Raw genomic sequence first — 25,532 nt, forward strand, 5'->3', positions numbered from 1 at the left:
GCCCAGCAGCGCCTGGCCGTCGTCGGCAAGACGATCAACGACCTGTTCGGCGCGGTCACCATCGTCAACCCGGGCGGCTCCTACACCCTGGCCACCGAGCACAGCCCCTTGCCGCTGGCGCTGCACAACGGCCTCTCCGTCCCCATCCGGGTGCGGCTGCAGGTGGACGCCCCGCCGGGGATGACGGTGACCGACGTGGGCCAGATCGAATTGCCGCCGGGATACCTCCCGCTGCGGGTGCCGATCGAAGTGAACTTCACCCAACGGGTCGCCATCGACGTGACGCTGCGGACCCCGGAGGGCCTGCGGCTCGGTGAGCCCGTCCGCCTGTCGGTGCATTCCAACGCCTACGGCAAGGTGTTGTTCGCCATCACCATGACCGCTGCGGCCGTGCTGATATTGCTGGCCGGCCGACGCCTGTGGCACCGCTTCCGCGGCCAGCCCGACCGCGCCGACCTGGACCGGCCGGACCCACCGGAGGCCAGGTCCGCGCGCACGGACGACCAGACCGACGATCGGGTCGAGCAAGAGCACCGAGTATGAAACCCGCTCACCGGCAGGCCGCACCGCAACACCCGCGCCCGCCACAGCCGCCGCGGCGACCCCGGACCTCGGGCTCGCCGCCCACGGGCCCCCTGCCGCCCGTCCCGGCGGGGATCGATCGCCGGCGACCCGAACTGTCCGACGCGGCGCTGGTATCGCGGTCGTGGGCGATGGCCTTCGCCACGCTGGTCAGCCGGCTGACCGGCTTTGGCAGGATCGTGCTTCTCGCGGCCATCCTGGGGGCCGCGTTGTCCAGCGCGTTCTCGGTGGCCAACCAGCTACCGAACCTGGTGGCCGCGCTGGTGCTCGAGGCGACCTTCACCGCCATTTTCGTGCCGGTGCTGGCCCGCGCCGAACAGAGCGACCCCGACGGCGGCGCCGCGTTCGTGCGGCGCCTGGTCACGTTGACGACCGCGCTCCTGGTATTCGCGACCGCGCTGTCGGTGCTCGCCGCGCCGCTGCTGGTGCGGCTCATGCTCGGCCGCGCACCGCAGGTCAATGAGCCGCTGACCACCGCGTTCGCCTACCTGCTGCTCCCCCAGGTGCTCGCCTACGGCCTGACGTCGGTGTTCATGGCGATCCTCAACACCCGCAACGTGTTCGGGCCGACCGCGTGGGCGCCGGTGGTCAACAACATCGTCGCCCTCGCGACCCTGGCGGTGTACGCGGTCGTCCCGGGCGAACTGTCGGTCGACCCCGTCCGGATGGGTAACACCAAGCTGTTGGTCCTCGGCATCGGCACCACGCTGGGCGTCTTCGCGCAGACCGCGGTGCTGCTGGTGGCGCTGCGGCGCGAGCGGGTCGATCTGCGGCCCCTGTGGGGAATCGACGAGCGCCTCAAGCGCTTCGGCACGATGGCCGCGGCGATGGTGCTCTACGTGCTGATCAGCCAGCTCGGGCTGGTGGTCGGCAACCAGATCGCCAGCACCGCGGCCGCCTCGGGTCCCGCGATCTACAACTACACCTGGCTGGTCCTGATGCTGCCGTTCGGCATGATCGGCGTGACAGTGCTGACCGTGGTGATGCCACGGCTGAGCCGCAACGCCGCCGCCGACGACACCAAGGCCGTGCTCGCCGACCTGTCGCTGGCCACCCGCCTGACGCTGATCACGCTGATCCCGATCGTCGCGGTCATGACCGTCGGCGGTCCCGCGATCGGCAGCGCGTTGTTCGCCTACGGCCACTTCGGCGGAGTCGACGCCGGATACCTGGGCGCCGCGATCGCCCTCTCGGCGTTCACCCTGATCCCCTACGGCCTGGTGCTGCTGCAGCTACGCGTCTTCTACGCGCGCGAGCAGCCCTGGACGCCGATCGTCATCATCCTCGTCATCACGGCCGTCAAGATCGTCGGATCCGTCCTGGCGCCCCACCTGACCGACGACCCCAAGCTGGTGGCCGGTTATCTGGGGCTGGCAAACGGCATCGGGTTTTTGGCCGGCGCCGTCATCGGTTACCTCTTGCTCCGGCACACCCTGCTGCCGACGGGCGGCCACCTGATCGGCAGGGGTGAGCTGCGCACCATCCTGGTCACGATCACGGCCTCTATGCTCGCCGGTCTGGTGGCCCACGTGGCCGACCGGCTGGGGGGACTGGACCAGCTGACCGCGCACGGCGGCGCCGCGGGCTCGTTGCTGCGCCTGCTCATCCTGGCCGTCATCATGCTGCCGATCATGGCGACGGTGATGCTGCGCGCGCGCGTCCCGGAGGCGCAGGCCGCGCTGGACGCCGTCAGACGCCGCTTCGGGGGCCGTGCGGCGCTTCCCCGCAAACCGATGACACAGGATCGATCGTCCGGCCGGTCCCCGGTCACGTACCCTGAGCAGAGGAATTCGTCCCCGCCTGGGGTAAATGCGGTCCAGGAGCCGATCCGGCGCAGACCTCCGGAGCGGGCAATCCCAGCCCGGATAGCGAAAGGACCGGAGGTGACCGACCGCCCTGTCGAGAGTGCCGCGTCGGGTGCCGAGCTGCCACGACCGGTTGCCGACGACTTCCAACCCGACATTCCCGCCGACCGCCCGTCCGAGCCGGCGCCGCCGCGCGCGTCCGACCAGCGCAACGGCGACGTTGCGCCGGAGTCGCGTGGCGGCCCGGCCCCGTTTGACGCGCCCCGCGACCGTGGCGGGGACCCGGCCGGAGACGACGTCCATTTGGTTCCCGGCGCTCGCATCGCCGGCGGCCGCTATCGCCTGCTGGTCTTCCACGGCGGCGCGCCGCCCCTGCAGTTCTGGCAGGCGCTCGACACCGCGCTGGATCGGCAGGTGGCGCTGACCTTCGTCGACCCCGACGGCGCGTTGCCCGACGAGGTGCTGCAGGAAATCCTGTCCCGCACGCTTCGGCTCAGCCGCATCGACAAGCCCGGCATCGCCCGGGTGCTCGACGTGGTCCACACCGGCCACGGCGGCCTGGTTGTCTCGGAGTGGGTGCGGGGCGGTTCGCTGCAGGAGGTGGCCGACACCGCGCCGTCGCCCGTCGGCGCCGTCCGGGCCATGCAATCGTTGGCCGCGGCCGCCGACGCGGCCCACCGCGCCGGTGTCGCGTTGTCGATCGACCACCCGAGCCGGGTGCGCGTCAGCATCGAGGGCGACGTCGTGCTGGCGTACCCGGCGACCATGCCCGACGCCAACCCGCAGGGCGACATCCGCGGTATCGGCGCAGCGCTGTACGCCCTGCTCGTCAATCGGTGGCCGCTCGCGGAGTCCAGCGTGCGCAGCGGGCTAGCGCCTGCCGAACGCGATTCGACGGGCCAGCCCGTGGAGCCCATGGTGATCGACCGCGGCATTCCCTTCCAAATTTCGGCCGTCGCGGTCCGCGCGGTTCAGGAGGATGGCGGAATACGCAGCGCGTCAACGCTTTTGAACCTGCTGCAACAGGCAACTGCGGTAGCCGACCGCACCGAGGTGCTGGGCCCGATCGATGATTCGCCGGCGCCCGCGGCCGCGCGTGCGTCCGCGGATCAGGACGACGCGACCCTGGCACGTAGGCGTCGCAATCTGTTGATCGGCGTGGGCGCGGGCCTCGTCGTCATCGTGGTGGCCCTGCTGGTCCTGGCGTCGGTGGTGAGCAAGATCTTCGGCAACGTCGGCGGCGGCCTCAACAAGGACGAGCTCGGGCTGAACAACCCCTCCTCATCCACCTCGTCGTCGGCCCCCAGCTCCGCGGCCGCCGGCAGCGTGGTCAAGCCGACCAAGGCGACGGTCTACTCCCCCGACGGCGATGCCGACAACGCCGGCACGGCGGGGCAGGCGATCGACGGCGACCCCTCGACCGCCTGGGCGACCGAGGTCTACACCGATGCGGTTCCGTTCCCCAGCTTCAAACAGGGCGAAGGCCTGATGCTGCAGTTGCCCAGCGCCACCGTTGTCGGGCAGGTCACCATCGACACGCCGAGCAGCGGGACGAAGGTCGAGATTCGCTCGTCGGCGACGGCCTCCCCGGCGTCGCTGAACGACACCACCGTGCTGGCGCCCGCCTTCACGCTCAAGCCGGGTCACAACGTCATCCCGGTCCGAGCTGGTTCGCCGACGTCGAACCTGTTGGTGTGGATCTCCACGCTGGGGACCACCAACGGCAAGAGTCAAGCCGGCTTCTTCGAGATCACGGTCCAGGCCGCTTCCTGATTCGCGCTCACAACGCCTTGCCGTGGTGAAGTGCCGCCCCGCAACCGATTGGTTACTGTCCGGCCGTGGGCTCCCGGGGAGACATTCAGCGCGACCGCAGTGATGCCGAGCTGCTGGCAGCCCACGTCGCCGGCGACCGGCACGCTTTCGGCGAGTTGTTCCTGCGCCACCAGCGACAGCTGCACCGGCTGGCCCGGCTGACCACGCGCACTGCCGAGGACGCCGAGGACGCCCTGCAAGAGGCCATGCTCTCGGCGCACCGCGGCGCCGGCGCGTTTCGGCATGACGCCGCTGTCGGCAGCTGGCTGCACCGCATCGTCGTCAACGCCTGCCTCGACCGGCTGCGGCGCACCAAGGCCCACCCGACCGTCCCGCTCGAAGACACCTACCCGGTGGCCGATCGCACCGCTCAGGTCGAGACCGCAATGGTGGTGCAGCGCGCCCTGATGCGGCTTCCCGTCGAGCAGCGGGCCGCGGTGGTCGCCGTCGACATGCAGGGGTACTCCGTGGCCGACACCGCCGCCCTGCTCGGCGTCCCCGAGGGCACCGTCAAGAGCCGGTGCGCACGGGCGCGGATGCGCCTCGCCGAGCTCCTCGGCTATCTCAAAGCCGCGCCCGACCTGGGCCCACCCATGGCCGTCAGGCAGCGCATGACGGACACTGGGGCGGATGAGTGAAGCCGACGACGAAGCCGACGAGCCGCCCCTGACGGTCGAGCTTCTCGCCGACCTGCAGGCCGGGCTCCTGGACGACGAAGCCGCGGCCCGCGTGCGTCGACGGGTCCGCGATGACCCGCAGGCCGAGCAGGTTCTGCGCGTCCTCAACCGGGCGCGCTGCGACGTCGCGACCCTGGGAGGCGACCCGGCACCCGACGTTCCGCCCGAGGTCACCGCCCGGATCTCGGCGGCGCTGGCCTCGGTCGAGGCCGACCAGCCGGTCGCGCACTCCGCGCGGCCCCGGCTCCGGCCCGCGCGGGTGGTCGCCGTGGTGGCGGGCGTGGGCGCGCTGCTTGCGGCGATCGGCGTGGGCACCGCGGCTCTGATCACCGCGCCGGAGCCCACGCCCAGCACCCCGGTCACCGCCGAGCACATCACGGTGTCGACCCCGCCCATGGTGGTGCCGCTGTCGCGGGAGGAAATACTGGCCCTGCTCAACCAGAGCCCGGATTACGGCCCCCTCGGTGACCCGGCCCGACGCGCCTCCTGCCTCACCGGCCTCGGTTATCCGGCGTCCACACAGGTGCTCGGCGCACGCCGGGTCGAGATCAACGCCCGCCCCGGCGTCGTGCTGGTGGTAGCGGGCGACACTCCCCACAGCCTGGCGGTCTATGCGGTCGCGCTGAACTGCAGCGCCGCTGACACCGGCTTGTTGGCCAACACCGAAGTCCCCCGCCCTTAGTGTGGTGCGGTGGGTTGTCCGACACCCGGGAACAGCCGTGCCTACGCTGGCGTTTGTACGAGTCCAGGGACGATCGTTTGAAAGGGTTCCATGACCGCCGACACTGTGCACGACGTGATCATCATTGGTTCGGGTCCTGCTGGGTACACCGCGGCGTTGTATACGGCGCGGGCGCAGTTGGCACCGGTGGTGTTCGAGGGGACGTCGTTTGGTGGCGCGTTGATGACCACCACCGAGGTGGAGAATTTCCCGGGCTTTCGTGACGGCATCACCGGTCCCGAGTTGATGGACCAGATGCGCGAACAGGCCCTCCGTTTCGGGGCCGATCTGCGGATGGAAGACGTCGAATCGGTTTCGCTGGACGGTCCGGTCAAGTCGGTGACGACCGCCGAAGGCGAGACCGTCCGCGCGCGGGCGGTCATCTTGGCCATGGGCGCGGCGGCGCGGTATCTGGGGGTCCCCGGTGAGCAGGAGCTGCTGGGCCGCGGGGTGAGTTCCTGCGCGACCTGTGACGGGTTCTTCTTCAGAGACCAAGACATCGCGGTGATCGGTGGCGGGGACTCCGCGATGGAGGAGGCCACGTTCTTGACCCGGTTCGCGCGCAGCGTCACCCTGGTGCACCGCCGCGATGAATTCCGTGCCTCGCGCATCATGCTCGAACGCGCCCGGGCCAACGACAAGATCACCTTCGCGACCAATAAGGCCGTGCTGAGCGTCGAAGGCGATCAGACGGTGACGGGTTTGCGGGTGCGCGACACGCTGACCGGTGAGGAGTCGACCCTGCCCGTGACTGGGGTGTTCGTGGCGATCGGTCACGATCCGCGCTCGGAGTTGGTGCGCGATGTCCTCGACACCGATCCAGAGGGTTACGTGCTGGTCCAAGGCCGCACGACGGCCACCTCGATCGAGGGGGTGTTCGCCGCCGGGGACTTGGTGGATCGCACATACCGCCAGGCGATCACCGCCGCCGGCAGCGGCTGCTCAGCGGCCATCGACGCCGAACGCTGGCTGGCCGACCATGTCGAATCGAGCTCTGCGGCTCAAAGCGACGCAACCGAATTTCCTGGCAGTACCGAGATGATTGGAGCACCTCAATGACCGACTCCGAAAAAGCCGGGGCCACAATCGAAGTCTCTGACGCGTCATTCTCCACGGAGGTGTTGTCCAGCAATAAGCCTGTGCTGGTTGACTTTTGGGCGACGTGGTGCGGGCCGTGCAAGATGGTCGCGCCGGTTCTCGAGGAAATCGCGAGCGAACGCGCCGAGCAGCTCACGATCGCCAAGCTCGATGTGGATGCCAATCCGGAGACCGCGCGCGACTTCCAAGTCGTCTCCATCCCCACCATGATTCTGTTCAAAGACGGCCAGCCGGTGAAGCGGATCGTCGGCGCCAAAGGCAAGGCGGCGCTGCTGCGGGAGCTCGCGGACGCGGTTCCCAACCTCAGCTGATCCTGATCTGAGTTCGCCGCACCACACCCCGACGTTCAGCCTGGGGTTTTCCCGAATATGCGAAGCATCTGCGACAATTGCTGTTAGCTGTTGCTCAGATCCGAGCCTGTCAGTGTGTCCCGGAGGGCCTTTGGTATGTCGAGTCCGCGCCGTGAATACGGCGATGCGCTGCGCTGTGGTGACCGTAGCGCAGCTGTGACCGAGATCCGGGCTACGTTGGCAGCGCTAGGGCTGCTGGACGGCGCCGAAGATGATCTCACCACCGGTCGGCACGTGCCCCCCGAGCTCTTCGATATCGAACTCGACCAGGCGGTACGCGCTTTTCAGCAGCACCGCGGCCTGCTGGTGGACGGCATCGTCGGCGAGGCCACCTATCGGGCGCTGAAAGAGGCGTCCTACCGGCTCGGCGCGCGCACGCTCTATCACCAATTCGGTGCCCCGCTCTACGGCGACGACGTCGCCACCCTGCAGGCCCGGCTCCAGGACCTCGGTTTCTACACCGGCCTGGTCGACGGCCACTTCGGGTTGCAGACGCACAACGCGCTGATGTCCTACCAGCGTGAGTATGGGCTCGCCGCCGACGGCATCTGCGGTCCAGAAACATTGCGCTCCTTGTACTTTCTGAGTTCCCGCGTCACGGGCGGTTCACCGCACGCCATTCGCGAGGAGGAGCTGGTCCGGAGATCAGGACCCAAGCTGTCGGGCAAGCGGATCATCATCGATCCGGGTCGCGGCGGCACGGATCACGGCGCGCTCATGCAGGGTCCGTCGGGCCCGGTCAGCGAAGCGGATGTGTTGTGGGACTTGGCAAGCCGCCTCGAGGGGCGGATGACCGCGATCGGCATGGAAACCTTCTTGTCACGGCCGGTCAACCGCAGTCCCTCCGACGCCGAACGCGCCGCCACGGCCAACAACGTCGGGGCGGACCTGATGATCAGCCTGCGCTGTGAAAGCCAGCCCAGCCCCGCGGCCAACGGCGTGGCTTCCTTTCATTTCGGAAACTCGCACGGCTCGGTGTCCACCATCGGGCGCAATCTAGCGGACTTCATTCAACGAGAAGTGGTGGCCCGCACAGGGTTACGGGATTGCCGAACCCACGGCCGGACATGGGATCTGCTGCGTCTGACGCGGATGCCCACGGTGCAGGTGGACGTCGGCTACATCACCAATCCACAGGATCGCGCAATGCTGATCTCGACGCAGACCCGCGACGCCATCGCCGAAGGCATCCTCGCCGCGGTCAAACGGCTCTACCTCCTGGGCAAGAATGACCGGCCCACCGGCACTTTCACCTTCGCCGAACTACTGGCCCACGAACTGTCCGTGGACCGCGCCAGCCGGCTCGGCGGCTCCTAGCCGATTTCGGCGCCCTGCAACGCATTTCCCGACGCGGACCCGGCCCCTACCGGCTCTTGCAGTTGTGCGTTTTCCAGTAGGCGCTCCAGAGCCGCCTCGACTTCGGCCTTCCACCCGAGGCCCTTGTCCAGTTCGAGGCGCAGCCGCGGAAAGTAGGTGTGCGGCGCCACCACAACGAAACCCGCGTCTTGCAGAAACTCCGCGTCAATCACGCAGTGGTCCACCGAGCAGTCACCGACGGCCTCCAGCACCGGCCGCACATCAGGGCCAGCCGTCAGCGGATCCTGCAACTCCGACGCCGCCGGCGTGCGGCCGAAGGCTTCCAGCGCCCGCACTCCGCGCCGAACCAATTCGTCGATCACCCGGGCGAGCAGCCCGTGCAGCACATCGTCGGCGGCCTGCCCCGGTTCGATGCCCATCGAAGTCAGCAGCACCGCGTCCGCGGAGACCGGCGCGGTGGGGAACCGCTGCGCCCGCGGCACCGCACGCGGCGGCGCGTAGAAGACGTACCCCAGGCACGGCGGTTCGCTTTGGCTCCGGTCGTCGACGGCCGCGGTCGCGACTTGACCGCATGACCCCCACTCCAGCATGACCATCGACAGCCAAGCTTCCTTCTCGAACTCCGGATCGGCGAGGTGGTCCTGATTACCGAGGGTCGCTGGGTCGACCTCCCAGTACACGCAGCGGCGCGCATGCTTGGGAAGCTGTTCGAAGGCCTCGAGGCGCAGCGGGGTGATTCGAGCGGACACTAGCCTCCTGGCTCCTGTGCGGTACTGCAGCCAATGGCACCGGCAACCCCTCCAGGATAAGAGAGGAGGTCGCAATCCGGCCAGCTTTGTCGTCGAGGCACCGATCACGGCCCCGGAACGCTCAGTGCGTTACCGTCCAGACCGATTTGTTACCGAAAATCGTTGAAACGCATGTGCTTTCGTAACTCGGTGCGCCCGACGGCCCGGTGTTGCTCATCCGTAACCGATCCGGTGTCACAGTGACGTAATTACAGGGTATGACCGGTCACGCCTTGGCGGTGGTCATCATGTCGATGATTCGCTGCAAATCGTCCACGGAGCCGAATTCCACGACGATCTTCCCCTTGCGTTTGCCCAGGCTGACCGTCACCCGGGTGTCGAAGGCGTTCGACAGCCGATCGGCCACTTCCTGCAGTCCCGGCATCTGGATCGGCTTCCGCCGCTGCGGGGCGGGCGTGCTCGCGCCGCTGCGATTGGCCAGCGTCACGGCCTCCTCGGTCGCCCGCACCGACAATCCCTCCGCGACGATCCGGCTGGCCAGCTCCTCCTGCGCCTCGGGCCCGCCTTCCAGCGATAGCAGAGCGCGGGCGTGACCGGCCGACAGCACGCCCGCGGCCACCCGCCGCTGCACCGGAATCGGCAGCTTGAGCAACCGAATCATGTTGGTGATCAACGGGCGCGAACGGCCGATGCGCGAGGCGAGTTCATCGTGGGTGACGCCGAATTCGTCGAGCAGCTGCTGGTAAGCCGCCGCCTCTTCCAAGGGGTTGAGCTGCACCCGGTGGATGTTCTCCAGGAGGGCGTCGCGGAGCAGGTTGTCATCGCCCGTCTCGCGCACGATGGTGGGGATGGTGGCGAGCCCGGCCTCTTGGGCGGCCCGCCAGCGCCGCTCCCCCATCACGATCTGATACCGCGGGCCCGTCTTCGCTCCGGGCACGGCCCGCACCACGATCGGCTGCAGCAGACCGAACTCGCGGATGGAGTGCACCAGCTCGGAGAGCGCCTCGTCGTCGAACACCTGCCGCGGCTGGCGGGGATTGGGCTCGATGTCGGCCGGTGCGATTTCGCGATACACCGCGCCCGCCGGCGCCAACTCCGGGCCCGGTCCGCCGATCAACACGTCCGCCGCCGCGTCCCCCATCCGCGGACCGAGGGTCGCGGGGCCCGAGTCGCCTTCGGCCGGACCGGTCGGGATCAGCGAAGCCAGTCCCCGGCCGAGGCCACCCTTCTTGCGTAACGGCTGCGTCATGGTCGTCCCTTCACGGATGGTGGTCAATCGCGTTCGGCGAGTTCGCGGCTCGCGTCGAGATAGCTCATCGCCCCGCGCGAACCGGGGTCGTAGTCGATGATGGTCATGCTGTAGCCGGGCGCCTCGGAGACTTTGACGCTGCGCGGGATCACCGTGCGCAGCACCTTGGTTCCGAAGTACCGGCGCACCTCTTCGGCGACCTGGTCGGCGAGCTTGGTCCGCCCGTCGTACATGGTGAGCACCACGGTGCTCACGTCGAGCCGCGGGTTCAGGTGGGCCTTCACCATTTCGATGTTGCGCATCAGCTGTGACACACCCTCGAGCGCGTAGTACTCGCACTGGATCGGGATCATCACCTCGGGCGCGGCGACGAGCGCATTGATGGTCAGCAGTCCCAGCGACGGCGGGCAGTCGATGAAGACGTAGTCGAAGTCGAGGTCGTCCAGTTCCGCCAGGGCGGTCCGCAGCCGGTTCTCTCGCGCCACCATGCTGACCAATTCGATCTCGGCGCCCGCCAAGTCGATGGTGGCGGGAACGCAGAAGAGTCGCTCATTGTGCGGGCTGCGCCGCAGCGCGTCCTTGACGGCAACCTCGCCGATGAGTACCTCGTATGACGAAGGCGTGCCCGACTGCCGATCGGTGATACCGAGGGCTGTGCTCGCATTGCCCTGCGGGTCGAGATCGATGACCAACGTCTTGAGCCCCTGCAGCGCCAGGGCCGCGGCCAAGTTGACCGCTGTGGTGGTCTTGCCGACGCCGCCCTTCTGATTCGCGACGGTCAGGATTCGGCGATGACTCGGTCGACGCAGCGGCGGATAAGTGGTGTGCAGGATCCGCATCGCCCGCTCGGCGGCGGCGCCTATCGGCGTATCGAATTCGTCCGCTGTTTCACGTGAAACATTCGCCGCGGGGTCCCCGATCGCCTCCGTCGGCCGGTGCTCCGGCGCAACGGTCGCGGGTGCCTGGACGTGCGCGGCGCTCGGCGATTCTCCCGGATTGCTCATCGGTTTCCGGCCTTCCCCATCCGTGCCGGCTGCTGGCGCGGCTGCCTTCCGCGTCGGGCGATCACTACGGTCGCGGGGGGACGCAAATAGGTCGCGCCACATGTCACCACCCTGGCATCAACGGCGCCCGATGCTGCCATCACACGCCGGTACTGTTCAAGTTCGTCGCGTCCGCGCTCGCCCTTGATCGCGAGCATCCGACCGCCCGGCCGCAGCAACGGCGTGCTCCACTTCGCCAACTTGTCCAACGACGCAACCGCTCGTGACACCGCCGCATCCCTTTCCCCGAACTGGTGACGTACCCACAGTTCCTCGGCACGGCCGCGGACTACTTCGACGGCTAACCCTAGTTGGTCGACGACCTCGCTGAGAAATTCGCTGCGGCGCAACAACGGCTCGAGCAGCACCACGTCGAGATCCGCACGTGCAAGCGCCAACGGGATGCCGGGCAGCCCCGCGCCGCTGCCGATATCGATGACCCGCTCCCCCGGCTCGAGCAACTCCGCGAGCGCAGCGCTGTTGAGCAGATGGCGATCCCAGATGCGCTCCACTTCGCGCGGACCCAGTAATCCCCGTTGCACGCCGGGGCCGGCCAACATCTCCGCGTACCGTCGCGCCAGGCCGAGGCGCGGACCGAAGATCGACGCCGCGGCTTCCGGCTCCGGCGAAGCGGGCTGGTCCCCGTCGGGTTCGACCGAGCCGACATGTTTCACGTGAAACATCCTCTGCTTTGCCTGCGCGAGACCGGGCGGCCGCCGGAACTACACAGCTGTAACTCGCTAGTCGTGCAGGACCACAACTCGTCGCGCGGGCTCCACGCCCTCGCTTTCGCTGTGCACGCCCGGCACCGCCGCGACGGCATCGTGAACGATCTTGCGCTCGAACGGCGTCATGGGTGCCAGCTCCTCGCGTTCACCGGATTGCAGCACGCGCCGCGCCACCTTGTCGCCAAGGGCCGCCAACTCTTCGCGGCGCCGCCGGCGCCAACTGGCGATGTCGAGCATCAACCGGCTGCGGACGCCCGTCTTCTGGTGCACGGCCAATCGGGTGAGCTCCTGCAGCGCGTCCAGCACCTCGCCGCCGCGGCCCACCAACTTGTTCAAGTCATCGCTACCGTCGATGCTCACGACCGCCCGGTTGCCTTCGACGTCCAGATCGATGTCGCCGTCGAAGTCCAACAGGTCCAACAACTCCTCCAAGTAGTCGCCGGCTATCTCGCCCTCGGCGACCAACCGCTCCTCTTGGTCGTCGAAGTCCTCGGCGCCTTCCTCAGTCGGCCGCTCGGCTTCGAGTTCGGTATCCGCGTCGCGTTCGGTGGTGGTGTCTGCGTCGGTCATGTCTTTCTCTCCCTCATCCACGGGTCCCTGCCAATCGGGGTCACCCTCCCAGGGCAGCCCGGTATGGCGATGTCTCCCTTGTCAGCGTTTGCGTTTTTTGGGTCGCGCGCCCGGCCGCGGAGTGCGGTTGGGCGTGCCACCGTTTTGTGCACTCGGATTCGGCTTGTCCGCCCCGCGCTCCGCCGGCGGGGCTTCGCCATCGGCGGCCTCGGAGTCCGCCGCCGATTCGGCGGTCGAAGACCCGTTACCCCCCGGCTGTCCCGCCTTGGGGTTGCGCTTCGGTTTGGCCCCAGGCGCCGGCGCGTTGGCCGCCCGGCGTTGCAGCGCTTCTTGCTTCTTGGCCTCGTCCTCTTTTTCGATCATGCCGAACACGTAGTGCTGCTGACCGAACGTCCAGATGTTGTTCGCGAACCAGTACAGGATGATCGCGAGCGGCAGGAAAGGACCACCGACGACCACGCCGAGCGGAAAGACGTACAGCGCAAGCTTGTTCATCATCGCCGTCTGCGGATTGGCCGCTGCTTCCGGGCTCTGCCGCGCCACCGATGCCCGACTGTTGAAGTAGGTCGCGATGCCGGCCAGGATCATCACCGGCGCGCCAACCGCGATGACCGCCGGCCGGCTGAAGAAGGTGAACGCGTCCAACCCCGTCCGCTGCGTCATGAACGCGCCAATCGGTGCGCCGAACAAGTTGGCATCCAGGAAGTGCCCGACGTCCGTCGGGGTGAAGACGTAGTTTCCGGTGAGGCGGTTCTGCGCCACCGACAGGTGCGGCTGGCCGAAGCCCCCGGTGGTCCGGTTGAACGACCGCAACACGTGATACAGGCCGATGAACACCGGGATCTGGGCGAGCATCGGCAAGCACCCGAGGATGGGGTTGAACCCATGCTCGCGTTGGAGCTTCTGCATCTCCAGCGCCATCCGCTGGCGGTCTTTCCCGTACTTCTTCTGCAGCGCCTTGATCTGCGGCTGCAGTTCCTGCATCTGACGCGTGGTGCGGATCTGCCGCACGAAGGGCTTGTACAGCAGCGCCCGCAGAGTGAATACCAGGAACATCACCGACAGCGCCCACGCGAAGAAGTTCGACGGTCCCAGCATCGAGGCGAACAGCTTGTACCAGGCCCACATGATCCACGACACCGGGTAGTAGACGAAGTCGAGGCTAAAGAAATCAAACAAGAGTTCCACTCTCCCCTCGCGCCGCCGGGCGGGCCCAAACGTCGCTGGCATCTTCGAAGTTCACGTGACATCCCGGGCGCTCCGGTATCGGATCCCATCCACCCCGATGCCATGGTCCGCACTTGGCAAGCCTGACCACAGCCAACCAACTCCCCCGCAGCAAGCCGTACTCGTTCAGTGCGTCGACCGCGTACTGGCTGCAGGTCGGCACGAAGCGACATGTCGCCGGCCGCAGGGGCGAAACCATGTGCCGGTACAGCTGGATCAGAAAAATCAGGCCCCGTGCGGTCGCCGCACCCAGCGTATGGACGGCGGCACGCGTCGGCGCGGTCACCCTTGCCGTCCCGCCGACTCGAACGCCCGGCGCAACCCTCGGCGCAACTCGTGGGCCAACCGCTCCGACGACGCGGTCCGGCTGCCGGGCAGCGCCCGGATGACCAGCTGATCGGAATCGTGGAGGTCGCCCAGAACGGAGCGCGCCACATGTCGCAGCCGGCGTGAGACCCGGTGCCGTTCCACGGCCGAGCCCACCGATTTCCCGACGATCAATCCGACCCGCGGAGCCGTCGCCGTATCGTGATCTCCCGCCCGCCGGACGTGGACCACGATGTCGCGCTGCGAGACGCGGACGCCGTGCTTCACGGTCGCGTCAAACTCCGTGGACCGCCTCATACGGTTGCGTGCGGAAAGCACCGCCGAAAAACCCGACGTTGCGATCAGGCAGATAGCGCGCGGCGCCCCTTACGGCGCCGGCTCGACACAATCGAGCGTCCGGCGCGGGTTCGCATGCGCAACCGGAAGCCATGCACGCGGGCTCGGCGCCGGTTGTTCGGCTGGAAGGTCCGCTTGCCCTTGGCCACGACGTTCTCCTCGTTGTATCTCGCATTTCCATCCGGCCGGCCAGACGTCTTGCTCAGGTTCGTCTGCGGGTCGGTCGGAGGTAATCTTGCTGCTGGCCGGCGCGGTCCCCAGGCAGACCTGGGTCGCAGCCGCATCGCCGACTTTCGGGCGACTGTTTGAGGGTACTGACCACGCTTCGCCTGGTCAAACCTGGCCTGCCCCAACGCACACCCCGGTCTCGAGCCGAACCGGGCCCAAGGAACCCTAAACAACGCGATTGGAATGCAGCAGAACGGTTGGCAGCCGCACGGAAAACTGTTAGCTTCTGCCAGTGTCGTTTTAGACTGCAACGGCGCTCCACAACGAAGCGAGGATGGTGGGTCGACTAGCTGCCTAGACAGCCTTCAACGGTTTTCTTCCAGCACGGAGATCGCGAGCCGTCGCCGGTAGGTTCTGGTTCGCATACGCCCATCCTGTCCACACCTGTGTATAACTATGTGGACAGTCGCTTTGTCACCAAGCGTGGTTGTACCTCGACCCGGGATGCTCGAGAACCAGGGGGATGCGTCGTTGACCGATGACCCCGGTTCAGGTTTCACGACCGTGTGGAACGCGGTTGTTTCCGAACTGAACGGCGAATCCACCCCCGACGGGGTCGCCGCCAACCGCACCACGCTCATCGCTCCCCTGACGCCACAGCAACGGGCGTGGCTGAATCTGGTGCAGCCGTTGACCATTGTCGAGGGATTCGCGCTGCTGTCGGTACCGAGCAGTTTCGTCCAGAACGAAATCGAACGTCATCTCCGCGCCCCCATCACCGACGCCCTCAGCCGCCGGCTCGGACAGCAGATCCAGCTGGGGGTGCGCATAGCGCCGCCCGACGACGACGCCAACGACGTTGTGATCCCGCAAGGCGAACCCTTTCCCCAACCCGAAGCGTCGTTCGCCGAGGACGACGACATCGACACCGATGAGGCCGAGGAGAACGGCGAAGGGGCCGACGGTGCGCCGCAGAGTTGGCCGAACTACTTCACCGAGCGTCCGCACCCCGCCGATCCGGCGGTAGCCGGCGGTACCAGCCTGAACCGCCGCTACACCTTCGACACGTTCGTCATCGGCGCCTCCAATCGCTTTGCGCACGCCGCGGCCCTGGCGATCGCCGAAGCACCGGCGCGCGCTTACAACCCGCTCTTCATCTGGGGTGAATCGGGTCTGGGTAAGACCCACCTACTACATGCCGCAGGCAACTACGCCCAGCGGTTGTTCCCCGGGATGCGCGTCAAGTACGTCTCCACCGAGGAATTCACCAACGACTTCATCAACTCGCTCCGCGACGACCGCAAGGTCGCGTTCAAGCGCAGCTACCGCGACGTCGACGTCCTGCTCGTCGATGACATTCAGTTCATCGAAGGCAAGGAAGGTATCCAGGAAGAGTTCTTCCACACCTTCAACACGCTGCATAACGCCAACAAGCAGATCGTCATCTCCTCGGACCGGCCGCCCAAACAGCTCGCCACCCTCGAAGACCGCCTCCGCACCCGGTTCGAGTGGGGCTTGATCACCGACGTCCAGCCGCCCGAACTCGAGACCCGCATCGCCATCTTGCGTAAGAAGGCACAGATGGAGCGGCTCGCGGTGCCCGACGACGTCCTGGAGCTGATCGCCAGCAGCATCGAGCGCAACATCCGCGAACTCGAGGGCGCCCTCATCCGCGTCACCGCGTTCGCCTCGTTGAACAAGACGCCCATCGATAAGGCGCTGGCCGAGATCGTCCTGCGCGACCTCATCGCCGATGCCAGCACCATGCAGATCAGCGCGGCGACCATCATGGCCGCGACGGCCGAATACTTCGACACCACCGTCGAAGAACTACGCGGCCCCGGCAAGACCCGCGCGCTGGCGCAGTCACGCCAGATCGCGATGTACCTGTGCCGCGAGCTGACCGACCTGTCGCTGCCCAAGATCGGCCAGGCATTCGGCCGTGACCACACCACGGTGATGTACGCGCAGCGCAAGATCTTGTCCGAGATGGCCGAGCGGCGTGAGGTCTTCGATCACGTCAAAGAGCTCACCACTCGCATCCGGCAACGCTCGAAGCGCTGACTCCGGGCCTCTCGGCGCCCCGGCCGCGTAATTGATTCCAAAAAACTTCTCGCACGTCTGTCACACGAGCCACACCAAAAGGTTGTGCGCAGGACTGTGCACAACGCAATCAAACACCCGTGTACTAAGCGGCGCCGCGTGCACAGGCGTCCTTCCTCCCCAGCGGCCCAACACGCGACCCACAGTTGCCCACGCGGTGATCCACAGCCCGACACCCCGCCCCAGCTGCGTCAAGCCGTCGCTATCCCCAGTCTGCACAGGCCTTATTACTAGTACTGAGATCTCTTCGTCGTTTCTTCTTTGAAATACAGCGTTGGGGACGCGCGGTGGAATGCCCGTCGCGGATCCGCCGGTAACCCGGCTTGTCGGGCTTCGCGATTAGCTTTCAAGATGGCCCCAGACGATCTACGGTTGTTCTTCGACTGCCGTTGCGGTCGCCGGTGGCATGACATGTCAGTGGCGTTCGTGGCGGAGCCCCACGCTAGCGGGGTAAGGCTAGCCACTGACTTCTAAACGCTCGGCAGGTGAAGGGACGCTATGGACGCGGCGACGACGAGAGCTGGCCTCAGCGACTTGAAGTTTCGTTTGGTGCGGGAGTCTTTCGCCGACGCGGTGTCGTGGGTGGCGAAGAACCTGCCGACCCGGCCGGCGGTGCCGGTGCTCTCGGGAGTGTTGTTATCCGGCTCCGATGAGGGCTTGACCATCTCCGGATTCGACTACGAAGTTTCCGCCGAAGCGCAGGTTGCAGCGGAAATCGCTTCTCCCGGAAGCGTTTTGGTGTCCGGACGGTTGTTGTCAGACATCACCCGGGCATTGCCGAACAAGCCCGTCGACTTCTACGTCGACGGTAATCGCGTCGCGCTGAACTGCGGCAGCGCCCGATTCTCGCTGCCGACGATGGCGGTCGAGGATTACCCGACGCTGCCGGGCTTGCCCGAAGAGACCGGGACACTGCCCGCTGAGCTCTTCGCGGAGGCGATCAGCCAGGTGGCCATTGCGGCCGGCCGCGACGACACGCTGCCGATGCTGACCGGGATCAGGGTCGAGATCTCAGGAAACACGGTGGTTTTGGCGGCCACCGATCGGTTCCGCCTCGCGGTGCGCGAACTGACGTGGTCCGCGTCCTCCCCCGACATCGAGGCCGCCGTGCTGGTGCCCGCGAAGACGTTGGCCGAGGCGGCGAGGGCGGGAGCCGACGGCTCCGAGGTCCGTTTGTCGCTGGGCGCCGGCAGCGGTGTCGGCAAAGACGGGCTGCTGGGCATCAGCGGGAACGGCAAGCGCAGTACGACGCGGCTGCTGGATGCGGAGTTCCCGAAGTTCCGCCAGCTGTTGCCGGCCGAGCACACGGCGGTCGCCACCATCAACGTGGCCGAGCTGACCGAGGCGATCAAGCTGGTCGCGTTGGTCGCCGATCGGGGTGCGCAGGTGCGGATGGAATTCTCCGAGGGCTCGCTGCGGCTGTCCGCGGGCGCCGACGATGTCGGCCGGGCCGAGGAGGACCTCGCCGTCGATTTCGTGGGCGAGCCGTTGACGATTGCGTTCAACCCCACTTACCTCACCGACGGCTTGGCAGCGGTCCATTCGGAGCGGGTGTCGTTCGGCTTCACGACGCCGGGTAAGCCGGCGTTGCTGCGGCCGGCCTCGGCCGACGACAGTCCGCCCAGCGGGAACGGCCCCTTCGGGGCGTTGCCGACGGATTATGTCTACCTGTTGATGCCAGTTCGGTTACCCGGATAGGTGTACGTCCGGCATTTGGGACTGCGCGATTTCCGGTCCTGGGCGCAGGCCGACCTCGAACTGCAGCCGGGCCGGACGGTGTTCATCGGTTCCAACGGTTTCGGTAAAACGAATCTCATTGAAGCACTGTGGTTTTCGACAACCTTGGGTTCACATCGAGTAGGTACCGATACACCGCTGATCCGGGCTGGGGCCGACCGCGCAGTGGTGTCGACGATCGTGGTGAACGAGGGCAGGGAATGCGCGATCGACCTGGAGATCGCGGCGGGCCGGGCCAATAAGGCGCGATTGAACCGGTCACCGGTGCGCAGCACACGCGAGGTGATCGGAGTTCTGCGCGCCGTGCTCTTTGCTCCCGAAGACTTGGCGTTGGTGCGTGGGGATCCCGCGGAGCGGCGTCGCTACCTGGATGATCTGGCGACGGTGCGGCGGCCGGCGGTCGCCGGCGTGCGCGCGGATTACGAAAAGGTGCTGCGCCAGCGCACCGCGTTGTTGAAGTCCGCCGCCGGAATTCGGCACCGGGGCGACCGCGGCGCCCTGGACACCCTCGACGTCTGGGACAGCCGGTTGGCGGAGCACGGCGCCGAGTTGATGGCGGCGCGCATCGACCTGGTCAACGAGTTGGCGCCGGAGGTGGAGAAGGCCTATCAGTTGCTGGCCCCGTCGTCGCGGCCGGCGGCGATCGCGTATCGGACCAGCATCGGCGCACATACGGCGGACGGCGGGGGCGACCGCGAGTTCCTGGAGGCCGCCCTGTTGGCCGCGTTGGCCGAACGCCGCGACGCGGAGTTGGATCGCGGTATGTGTTTGGTGGGCCCGCATCGCGACGATCTGGAGCTGTGGCTGGGCGATCAACCCGCGAAAGGCTTTGCCAGTCATGGGGAATCGTGGTCTTTCGCGGTGGCGCTGCGGTTGGCGTCGTACGAACTGCTGCGAGCCGACGGGAGTGAACCGGTGTTGCTGCTCGATGATGTGTTCGCCGAACTCGACGCGGCCCGCCGCCGAGCGTTGGCGACGGTGGCGGAATCGGCGGAGCAGGTACTGGTGACGGCCGCGGTGCTGGAAGATATTCCGGCGGACTGGGACGCCACGCAGGTGCACATCGATTTGCGCGACGACGACCTCGGTCGGGTCTCGGTGGTGCGGTCATGACCGGCGGCGACCAACAGGATTCCGCCGCCGCACAACCGGGTCGGCTGCAGGGCATCGACCTGGTCAGGCGCACCCTTGAGGAAGCCCGCGCCGCGGCTCGCGCGCAAGGCAAGGACGCCGGGCGGGGACGGTCGACGCCGCCGGCCACCCGACGCGTCGCGGGGCAGCGAAGAAGCTGGTCGGGACCGGGACCCGACGTCCGCGACCCGCAACCGCTGGGGCGGTTGGCGCGCGACCTGGCGAAGAAGCGCGGTTGGTCGACGCAGGTCGCCGAGGGCACCGTGCTCGGCAACTGGTCGTCGGTGGTGGGCCAGCAGATCGCCGACCACGCCACCGCGACGGCGTTGAATGACGGGGTGCTCAGCGTGGCCGCCGAATCCACCGCATGGGCCACCCAGCTGCGGATGATCCAGTCGCAGCTGTTGGCGAAGATCGCGGCGGCGGTTGGCAACGGGGTCGTGACGTCGCTGAAAATCACCGGCCCCGCCGCGCCGTCGTGGCGCAAGGGGCCGCGGCACATCGCCGGGAGGGGTCCGCGCGACACCTACGGCTAGCGCCTCGATCGGCGCCCACGATCCCCAGACACCCCTTTATCAACAGGCCGCTCAAAGCCGCCAGGACGACGTGAAGTGCCTTGACGCACGTCGGGACGCGGCGGGAATAGAGAAATCGTCCGCACGGCGCGGTTAGCTGGGCAGAAACGCGCCCAGAGAATCGGTGCGGACGGCTCATCACGGTAGACTGGCGGCATGCGACTGCTGCGGTGACTGGAACCGCCCGCATGAAACCCCAAGGAGAGCATTCCGACCGTGGCTGCCCAGAAGAAGAAGGCGCAAGACGAATACGGCGCTTCAGCGATCACCGTGCTCGAAGGGCTTGAGGCCGTCCGCAAACGCCCCGGCATGTACATCGGGTCCACCGGTGAGCGCGGGCTGCACCATCTCATCTGGGAGGTGGTCGACAACTCGGTCGACGAGGCGATGGCGGGTTACGCGACCAAGGTCGATGTGCGGCTGCTCGATGACGGCAGCGTGGAGGTCACCGACGACGGGCGCGGCATTCCGGTCGCCATGCACGCCACCGGAGCCCCCACCGTCGACGTGGTGATGACGCAGCTGCACGCCGGCGGCAAGTTCGGTGGCGAGAACAGTGGTTACACCGTCAGCGGTGGGTTGCACGGTGTCGGCGTCTCGGTGGTCAACGCGCTGTCCACCCGCCTGGAAGTCAACATCAAACGCGATGGCCACGAGTGGTTTCAGTACTACGACCGCGCCGTGCCCGGCACCCTCAAGCAAGGCGAGGCCACCAAGAAGACCGGCACCACGATCAGGTTCTGGGCCGATCCCGAGATCTTCGAGACCACCCAGTACGACTTCGAGACGGTCGCGCGGCGGCTCCAGGAGATGGCCTTCCTCAACAAAGGTCTCACGATCAATCTCACCGACGAACGAGTCGAGCAGGACGAGGTCGTCGACGAGGTGGTAAGCGACACCGCCGAGGCGCCCAAGTCCGCCGAGGAGAAGGCGGCGGAATCGACTGCGCCGCACAAGGTCAAGCACCGCACGTTCCATTACCCCGGCGGCCTGGTCGACTTCGTCAAGCACATCAACCGCACCAAGAGTCCGATCCAGCAGAGCGTGATCGACTTCGACGGAAAAGGCCCCGGTCACGAGGTCGAAATCGCCATGCAGTGGAACGGTGGCTACTCGGAGTCGGTGCACACCTTCGCGAACACCATCAACACTCACGAAGGGGGAACGCACGAAGAGGGCTTCCGCAGCGCGTTGACCTCGGTGGTGAACAAGTACGCGAAAGACAAGAAGCTGCTCAAGGACAAGGACCCCAACCTCACCGGCGACGACATCCGGGAAGGCCTGGCGGCGGTCATCTCGGTGAAGGTGGCCGAGCCCCAGTTCGAGGGCCAGACCAAGACAAAACTGGGCAACACCGAGGTCAAGTCGTTCGTGCAGAGGGTGTGCAACGAACAGCTTACCCACTGGTTCGAGGCCAACCCCTCGGAAGCCAAAACCGTAGTGAACAAGGCGGTTTCGTCGGCGCAGGCCCGTATCGCGGCACGCAAGGCACGAGAGCTGGTGCGCCGCAAGAGCGCCACCGACCTCGGCGGGCTGCCCGGCAAGCTCGCCGACTGCCGCTCCACCGACCCGCGCAAGTCGGAACTGTATGTGGTGGAGGGTGATTCGGCTGGCGGCTCGGCGAAGAGCGGTCGCGACTCGATGTTCCAGGCGATCCTTCCGTTGCGCGGCAAGATCATCAACGTCGAAAAGGCACGCATCGACCGGGTGCTGAAGAACACCGAAGTCCAGGCGATCATCACCGCGCTGGGTACCGGGATTCACGACGAATTCGACCTGACCAAGCTGCGTTACCACAAGATCGTGCTGATGGCCGACGCCGACGTGGATGGCCAGCACATCTCGACCCTGCTGCTGACGCTGTTGTTCCGGTTCATGCGACCACTCATCGAGAACGGGCACGTGTTCTTGGCGCAGCCACCGCTGTACAAGTTGAAGTGGCAACGCACCGATCCCGAGTTCGCCTACTCCGACCGTGAGCGCGACGGCCTGCTGGAGGCCGGACTGAAGGCCGGCAAGAAGATCAACAAAGAGGACGGCATCCAGCGGTACAAGGGTCTGGGTGAAATGGACGCGAAGGAGTTGTGGGAAACCACGATGGACCCGTCGGTGCGGGTGCTGCGTCAGGTCACCCTGGACGACGCCGCGGCCGCCGACGAGCTGTTCTCGATCCTGATGGGCGAAGACGTCGACGCGCGCCGCAGCTTTATCACCCGCAACGCCAAAGACGTTCGCTTCCTGGATGTCTGACCTTCCCAGCTGCCGAGTCAGGCACGCCAACCCACAAAGGGGAATAGATGACTGACACCACGCTGCCACCGGGCGACGAGGCCGGCGACCGCATCGAACCGGTCGACATTCAGCAGGAGATGCAGCGCAGCTACATCGATTACGCGATGAGCGTGATCGTGGGCCGCGCCCTGCCGGAGGTGCGCGACGGCCTCAAGCCGGTGCACCGCCGGGTGCTGTATGCGATGTACGACTCGGGGTTCCGCCCGGACCGCAGCCACGCCAAGTCGGCGCGGTCGGTCGCCGAGACGATGGGTAACTACCACCCCCACGGTGACGCGTCGATCTACGACACCCTGGTGCGCATGGCGCAGCCCTGGTCGCTGCGGTACCCGCTCGTCGACGGGCAGGGCAACTTCGGCTCACCCGGCAACGACCCGCCTGCGGCGATGCGGTACACCGAAGCGCGGCTCACCCCGCTCGCCATGGAGATGCTGCGTGAAATCGACGAGGAGACAGTCGATTTCATCCCGAACTACGACGGCCGCGTGCAGGAACCGACGGTGCTGCCCAGCCGGTTCCCCAACCTGTTGGCCAACGGCTCCGGCGGCATCGCGGTCGGCATGGCGACCAACATCCCGCCGCACAACCTGCGCGAGCTCGCCGAGGCCGTTTTCTGGTGCCTGGAGAACCACGAGGCCGACGAGGAGGCCACCCTGGCCGCGGTGTGCGAGCGCGTCAAGGGCCCCGACTTCCCCACCGCCGGCCTGATCGTCGGCACGACGGGCATCGCCGATGCCTACAAGACCGGGCGCGGCTCGATCCGGATGCGCGGCGTGGTGGAGGTCGAAGAGACCAGAGGCCGAACGTCTTTGGTGATCACCGAGCTGCCCTATCAGGTCAACCACGACAACTTCATCACCTCGATCGCCGAACAGGTGCGCGACGGCAGGCTGGCCGGCATCTCCAACGTCGAGGACCAGGGCAGCGACCGCGTCGGTGTGCGCATCGTCGTCGAGATCAAGCGCGACGCCGTGGCCAAGGTGGTGCTGAACAACCTCTACAAGCACACCCAGCTGCAGACCAGCTTCGGCGCCAACATGTTGTCCATCGTCGACGGGGTCCCGCGCACCCTGCGGCTCGACCAGATGATCCGCCATTACGTGGCGCACCAGCTCGACGTGATCGTCCGCCGCACCACCTACCGGCTGCGCAAGGCCAACGAACGCGCCCACATCCTGCGCGGTCTGGTCAAGGCGCTCGACGCCCTGGACGAAGTCATCGCGCTGATCCGGGCGTCGGAAACGGTCGACATCGCCCGGGCCGGGCTGATCGAGTTGCTCGACATCGACGAGATCCAGGCCCAGGCGATCCTGGACATGCAGCTGCGTCGCCTCGCCGCCCTGGAGCGCCAGCGCATCATCGACGACCTGGCCAAGATCGAGGCCGAGATCGCCGACCTGGAAGACATTTTGGCCAAGCCGGAGCGCCAGCGCGGCATCGTGCGCGACGAGCTCGCCGAGATCGTCGAGAAGCACGGCGACGACCGGCGCACGCGGATCGTCGCGGCCGACGGCGAGGTCAGCGACGAGGACCTGATCGCCCGCGAGGACGTCGTCGTCACCATCACCGAGACCGGTTACGCCAAACGCACCAAGACCGACCTGTACCGCAGCCAGAAGCGCGGCGGCAAGGGCGTGCAGGGCGCCGGCCTCAAGCAAGACGACATCGTCAAGCACTTCTTCGTCAGCTCGACGCACGACTGGATCCTGTTCTTCACCACGCAGGGCCGGGTCTATCGCGCCAAGGCCTACGAACTGCCCGAGGCGTCCCGGACCGCCCGCGGCCAGCACGTCGCCAACCTGCTGGCCTTCCAGCCCGAGGAGCGCATCGCCCAGGTCATTCAGATCCGTGGCTATGAGGACGCCCCGTACCTGGTGCTGGCCACCCGCAACGGCCTGGTGAAGAAGACCAAGCTCACCGACTTCGACTCCAACCGCTCCGGTGGGATCGTGGCGATCAACCTGCGCGACAACGACGAGTTGGTGGGCGCGGTCTTGTGCTCGTCGGAGGACGACCTGCTGCTGGTGTCGGCCAACGGCCAGTCCATCCGGTTCTCGGCGACCGACGAGGCGCTGCGGCCGATGGGACGCGCCACCTCCGGCGTGCAGGGCATGCGGTTCAACACCGACGATTACCTGTTGTCGCTCAACGTGGTTCGCGAGGGCACCTACCTCTTGGTCGCGACGTCCGGCGGTTACGCCAAGCGCACCGCGATCGAGGAGTACCCGGTGCAGGGCCGCGGCGGGAAGGGCGTGCTGACGGTGATGTTCGACCGACGGCGCGGCAAGCTGGTGGGCGCGCTGATCGTCGACGACGACAGCGAGCTGTACGCGATCACCTCCGGGGGCGGGGTCATCCGAACTGCGGCGCGGCAGGTCCGCAAGGCTGGACGACAGACCAAGGGCGTTCGGCTGATGAACCTGGGCGACGACAACACGCTGCTGGCCATCGCCCGCAACGCCGAGGAAAACGCGGACGAGGTCGTCGAGGAAGCGGAAGGCGCCGCGGAGTCCGACGGCTAGTCGGTGCAATCCCGGGGGTCCGGCGAACAGCCGGGCAATTAGACTCGGCCCGACCAGACAAAATGTGACTGCCATCGTCCCGCGGGTCGTGGCAGGAGATCAAAGGAGTCGGGGTGAGCTCACCGAACGAGCCGGGCGCCCCCAAAATGGGCGATGGCCTCAATGGGGACGGCTCGGCCGAGCGCGCCGGCGTACACCGCGCGACGCCGCCCGCACATCCCGGACGTGCTCCCGACGCCGGTGGGCGGGCCCGACGGCCGCGCCTCGGTCGGGGGCTCGTTCTGGCGCGGCGCCTGCGGGGGCCTGGGCCCACCGCGCTGCCGCGGTGGCGACTCTCCGGCGTCGGGAGCACGTCCGGGATGTGCGGGCGGCGTCGCGCGGTGTACGCCGGCGCGCTCGGCCGAGCCGTCCCC

At 67.2% G+C, this 25,532-nt stretch carries 21 protein-coding genes and 2 pseudogenes; 14 read left to right on the plus strand and 9 right to left on the minus strand.

Annotated features, from left to right (window positions below; translation table 11 throughout):
• The 7 genes and pseudogenes from A5711_RS15890 to A5711_RS15920 form a co-directional block, all read left to right on the plus strand.
• Positions 1-543, plus strand: a pseudogene (locus tag A5711_RS15890) (hypothetical protein); the annotation flags it as partial.
• A complete protein-coding gene (locus tag A5711_RS15895; protein ID WP_067948104.1) occupies positions 540-4,160 on the plus strand; it encodes a murein biosynthesis integral membrane protein MurJ in 3,621 nt (1,206 codons plus the stop codon). The pseudogene A5711_RS15890 and the gene A5711_RS15895, both read left to right, overlap by 4 nt.
• 65 nt (positions 4,161-4,225) lie before the next feature.
• Positions 4,226-4,837 (plus strand): RNA polymerase sigma factor SigM, encoded by a 612-nt coding sequence (sigM, locus tag A5711_RS15900; RefSeq protein ID WP_067948106.1) that lies wholly within the window; start codon positions 4,226-4,228, stop codon positions 4,835-4,837.
• Positions 4,830-5,558, plus strand: coding sequence for a hypothetical protein (locus A5711_RS15905; protein ID WP_067948107.1), 729 nt, complete (start codon positions 4,830-4,832; stop codon positions 5,556-5,558). Before sigM ends, A5711_RS15905 begins: the two co-directional genes overlap by 8 nt.
• Before the next feature lie 90 nt (positions 5,559-5,648).
• Positions 5,649-6,656, plus strand: a complete 1,008-nt coding sequence (gene trxB, locus A5711_RS15910; protein WP_067948109.1) for a thioredoxin-disulfide reductase — start codon at positions 5,649-5,651, stop codon at positions 6,654-6,656.
• Positions 6,653-7,006, plus strand: coding sequence for a thioredoxin (gene trxA / locus A5711_RS15915; RefSeq protein WP_067948111.1), 354 nt, complete (start codon positions 6,653-6,655; stop codon positions 7,004-7,006). The genes trxB and trxA overlap by 4 nt, the downstream gene beginning before the upstream one ends.
• Before the next feature lie 135 nt (positions 7,007-7,141).
• Positions 7,142-8,362, plus strand: coding sequence for an N-acetylmuramoyl-L-alanine amidase (locus A5711_RS15920; RefSeq protein WP_067948113.1), 1,221 nt, complete (start codon positions 7,142-7,144; stop codon positions 8,360-8,362).
• On the opposite strand, the gene A5711_RS15925 is transcribed toward A5711_RS15920, so the two are convergent.
• The 9 genes from A5711_RS15925 to rpmH form a co-directional block, all read right to left on the minus strand.
• A complete protein-coding gene (locus A5711_RS15925; protein ID WP_067948115.1) occupies positions 8,359-9,111 on the minus strand; it encodes an acetyltransferase in 753 nt (250 codons plus the stop codon). The genes A5711_RS15920 and A5711_RS15925 overlap by 4 nt on opposite strands.
• Before the next feature lie 265 nt (positions 9,112-9,376).
• A complete protein-coding gene (locus tag A5711_RS15930) occupies positions 9,377-10,360 on the minus strand; it encodes a ParB/RepB/Spo0J family partition protein (RefSeq protein ID WP_067948117.1) in 984 nt (327 codons plus the stop codon).
• A gap of 23 nt (positions 10,361-10,383) precedes the next feature.
• Positions 10,384-11,364, minus strand: a complete 981-nt coding sequence (locus A5711_RS15935) for a ParA family protein (RefSeq protein WP_082975751.1) — start codon at positions 11,362-11,364, stop codon at positions 10,384-10,386.
• Positions 11,361-12,086 (minus strand): 16S rRNA (guanine(527)-N(7))-methyltransferase RsmG, encoded by a 726-nt coding sequence (gene rsmG / locus A5711_RS15940; RefSeq protein ID WP_067948119.1) that lies wholly within the window; start codon positions 12,084-12,086, stop codon positions 11,361-11,363. Before rsmG ends, A5711_RS15935 begins: the two co-directional genes overlap by 4 nt.
• Before the next feature lie 57 nt (positions 12,087-12,143).
• Positions 12,144-12,701, minus strand: coding sequence for a R3H domain-containing nucleic acid-binding protein (locus A5711_RS15945; RefSeq protein WP_067948121.1), 558 nt, complete (start codon positions 12,699-12,701; stop codon positions 12,144-12,146).
• Positions 12,702-12,782: 81 nt separating this feature from the next.
• Positions 12,783-13,889: a membrane protein insertase YidC gene (gene yidC / locus A5711_RS15950; protein ID WP_156673169.1), complete on the minus strand. Its 1,107-nt coding sequence runs from the start codon at positions 13,887-13,889 to the stop codon at positions 12,783-12,785.
• Positions 13,873-14,214 (minus strand): membrane protein insertion efficiency factor YidD, encoded by a 342-nt coding sequence (gene yidD, locus A5711_RS26395; RefSeq protein ID WP_082953247.1) that lies wholly within the window; start codon positions 14,212-14,214, stop codon positions 13,873-13,875. The genes yidC and yidD overlap by 17 nt, the downstream gene beginning before the upstream one ends.
• A complete protein-coding gene (gene rnpA / locus A5711_RS15955) occupies positions 14,211-14,573 on the minus strand; it encodes a ribonuclease P protein component (protein ID WP_067948125.1) in 363 nt (120 codons plus the stop codon). Before rnpA ends, yidD begins: the two co-directional genes overlap by 4 nt.
• A 23-nt stretch (positions 14,574-14,596) precedes the next feature.
• Entirely contained in the window at positions 14,597-14,740 is a 144-nt protein-coding gene (gene rpmH / locus A5711_RS26400) for a 50S ribosomal protein L34 (protein WP_073880743.1), read from the minus strand.
• A 550-nt stretch (positions 14,741-15,290) separates the two neighbouring features.
• Here rpmH and dnaA point away from each other — a divergent pair.
• The 7 genes and pseudogenes from dnaA to A5711_RS27655 form a co-directional block, all read left to right on the plus strand.
• Positions 15,291-16,823 carry a chromosomal replication initiator protein DnaA gene (gene dnaA, locus A5711_RS15960; RefSeq protein ID WP_067948139.1) on the plus strand — a complete coding sequence of 511 codons (1,533 nt, stop codon included), beginning with the start codon at positions 15,291-15,293 and terminating at the stop codon, positions 16,821-16,823.
• Between the two features lie 537 nt (positions 16,824-17,360).
• Entirely contained in the window at positions 17,361-18,560 is a 1,200-nt protein-coding gene (dnaN, locus tag A5711_RS15965) for a DNA polymerase III subunit beta (RefSeq protein ID WP_067948127.1), read from the plus strand.
• On the plus strand, positions 18,561-19,712 hold the full coding sequence (gene recF, locus A5711_RS15970; protein WP_067948129.1) for a DNA replication/repair protein RecF: 1,152 nt from the start codon (positions 18,561-18,563) through the stop codon (positions 19,710-19,712).
• A complete protein-coding gene (locus tag A5711_RS15975) occupies positions 19,709-20,266 on the plus strand; it encodes a DUF721 family protein (RefSeq protein ID WP_067948131.1) in 558 nt (185 codons plus the stop codon). The genes recF and A5711_RS15975 overlap by 4 nt, the downstream gene beginning before the upstream one ends.
• 255 nt (positions 20,267-20,521) lie before the next feature.
• The gene (gyrB, locus tag A5711_RS15980; RefSeq protein WP_067948133.1) at positions 20,522-22,555 is read left to right on the plus strand and encodes a DNA topoisomerase (ATP-hydrolyzing) subunit B; all 2,034 of its coding nucleotides are present in this window, start codon (positions 20,522-20,524) and stop codon (positions 22,553-22,555) included.
• A gap of 47 nt (positions 22,556-22,602) precedes the next feature.
• On the plus strand, positions 22,603-25,119 hold the full coding sequence (gene gyrA / locus A5711_RS15985; protein WP_067948135.1) for a DNA gyrase subunit A: 2,517 nt from the start codon (positions 22,603-22,605) through the stop codon (positions 25,117-25,119).
• Positions 25,120-25,232: 113 nt separating this feature from the next.
• A pseudogene (locus A5711_RS27655) lies at positions 25,233-25,532 on the plus strand (hypothetical protein); the annotation flags it as partial.

It is taken from the genome of Mycobacterium sp. E2238, from assembly GCF_001672665.1.
Lineage (GTDB): Bacteria > Actinomycetota > Actinomycetes > Mycobacteriales > Mycobacteriaceae > Mycobacterium.

Excerpts from the sequence above, each read along its gene's own strand:
- A5711_RS15895 (WP_067948104.1), top strand. The coding sequence starts at position 540 with ATGAAACCCGCTCACCGGCAGGCCGCACCGCAACACCCGCGCCCGCCA.
- A5711_RS15920 (WP_067948113.1), top strand. The coding sequence starts at position 7,142 with ATGTCGAGTCCGCGCCGTGAATACGGCGATGCGCTGCGCTGTGGTGAC.
- dnaN (WP_067948127.1), top strand. The coding sequence starts at position 17,361 with ATGGACGCGGCGACGACGAGAGCTGGCCTCAGCGACTTGAAGTTTCGT.
- A5711_RS15945 (WP_067948121.1), bottom strand. The coding sequence starts at position 12,701 with ATGACCGACGCAGACACCACCACCGAACGCGACGCGGATACCGAACTC.
- gyrA (WP_067948135.1), top strand. The coding sequence starts at position 22,603 with ATGACTGACACCACGCTGCCACCGGGCGACGAGGCCGGCGACCGCATC.
- rsmG (WP_067948119.1), bottom strand. The coding sequence starts at position 12,086 with ATGTTTCACGTGAAACATGTCGGCTCGGTCGAACCCGACGGGGACCAG.
- A5711_RS15930 (WP_067948117.1), bottom strand. The coding sequence starts at position 10,360 with ATGACGCAGCCGTTACGCAAGAAGGGTGGCCTCGGCCGGGGACTGGCT.
- trxB (WP_067948109.1), top strand. The coding sequence starts at position 5,649 with ATGACCGCCGACACTGTGCACGACGTGATCATCATTGGTTCGGGTCCT.
- A5711_RS15935 (WP_082975751.1), bottom strand. The coding sequence starts at position 11,364 with ATGAGCAATCCGGGAGAATCGCCGAGCGCCGCGCACGTCCAGGCACCC.
- A5711_RS15905 (WP_067948107.1), top strand. The coding sequence starts at position 4,830 with ATGAGTGAAGCCGACGACGAAGCCGACGAGCCGCCCCTGACGGTCGAG.
- A5711_RS15975 (WP_067948131.1), top strand. The coding sequence starts at position 19,709 with ATGACCGGCGGCGACCAACAGGATTCCGCCGCCGCACAACCGGGTCGG.
- trxA (WP_067948111.1), top strand. The coding sequence starts at position 6,653 with ATGACCGACTCCGAAAAAGCCGGGGCCACAATCGAAGTCTCTGACGCG.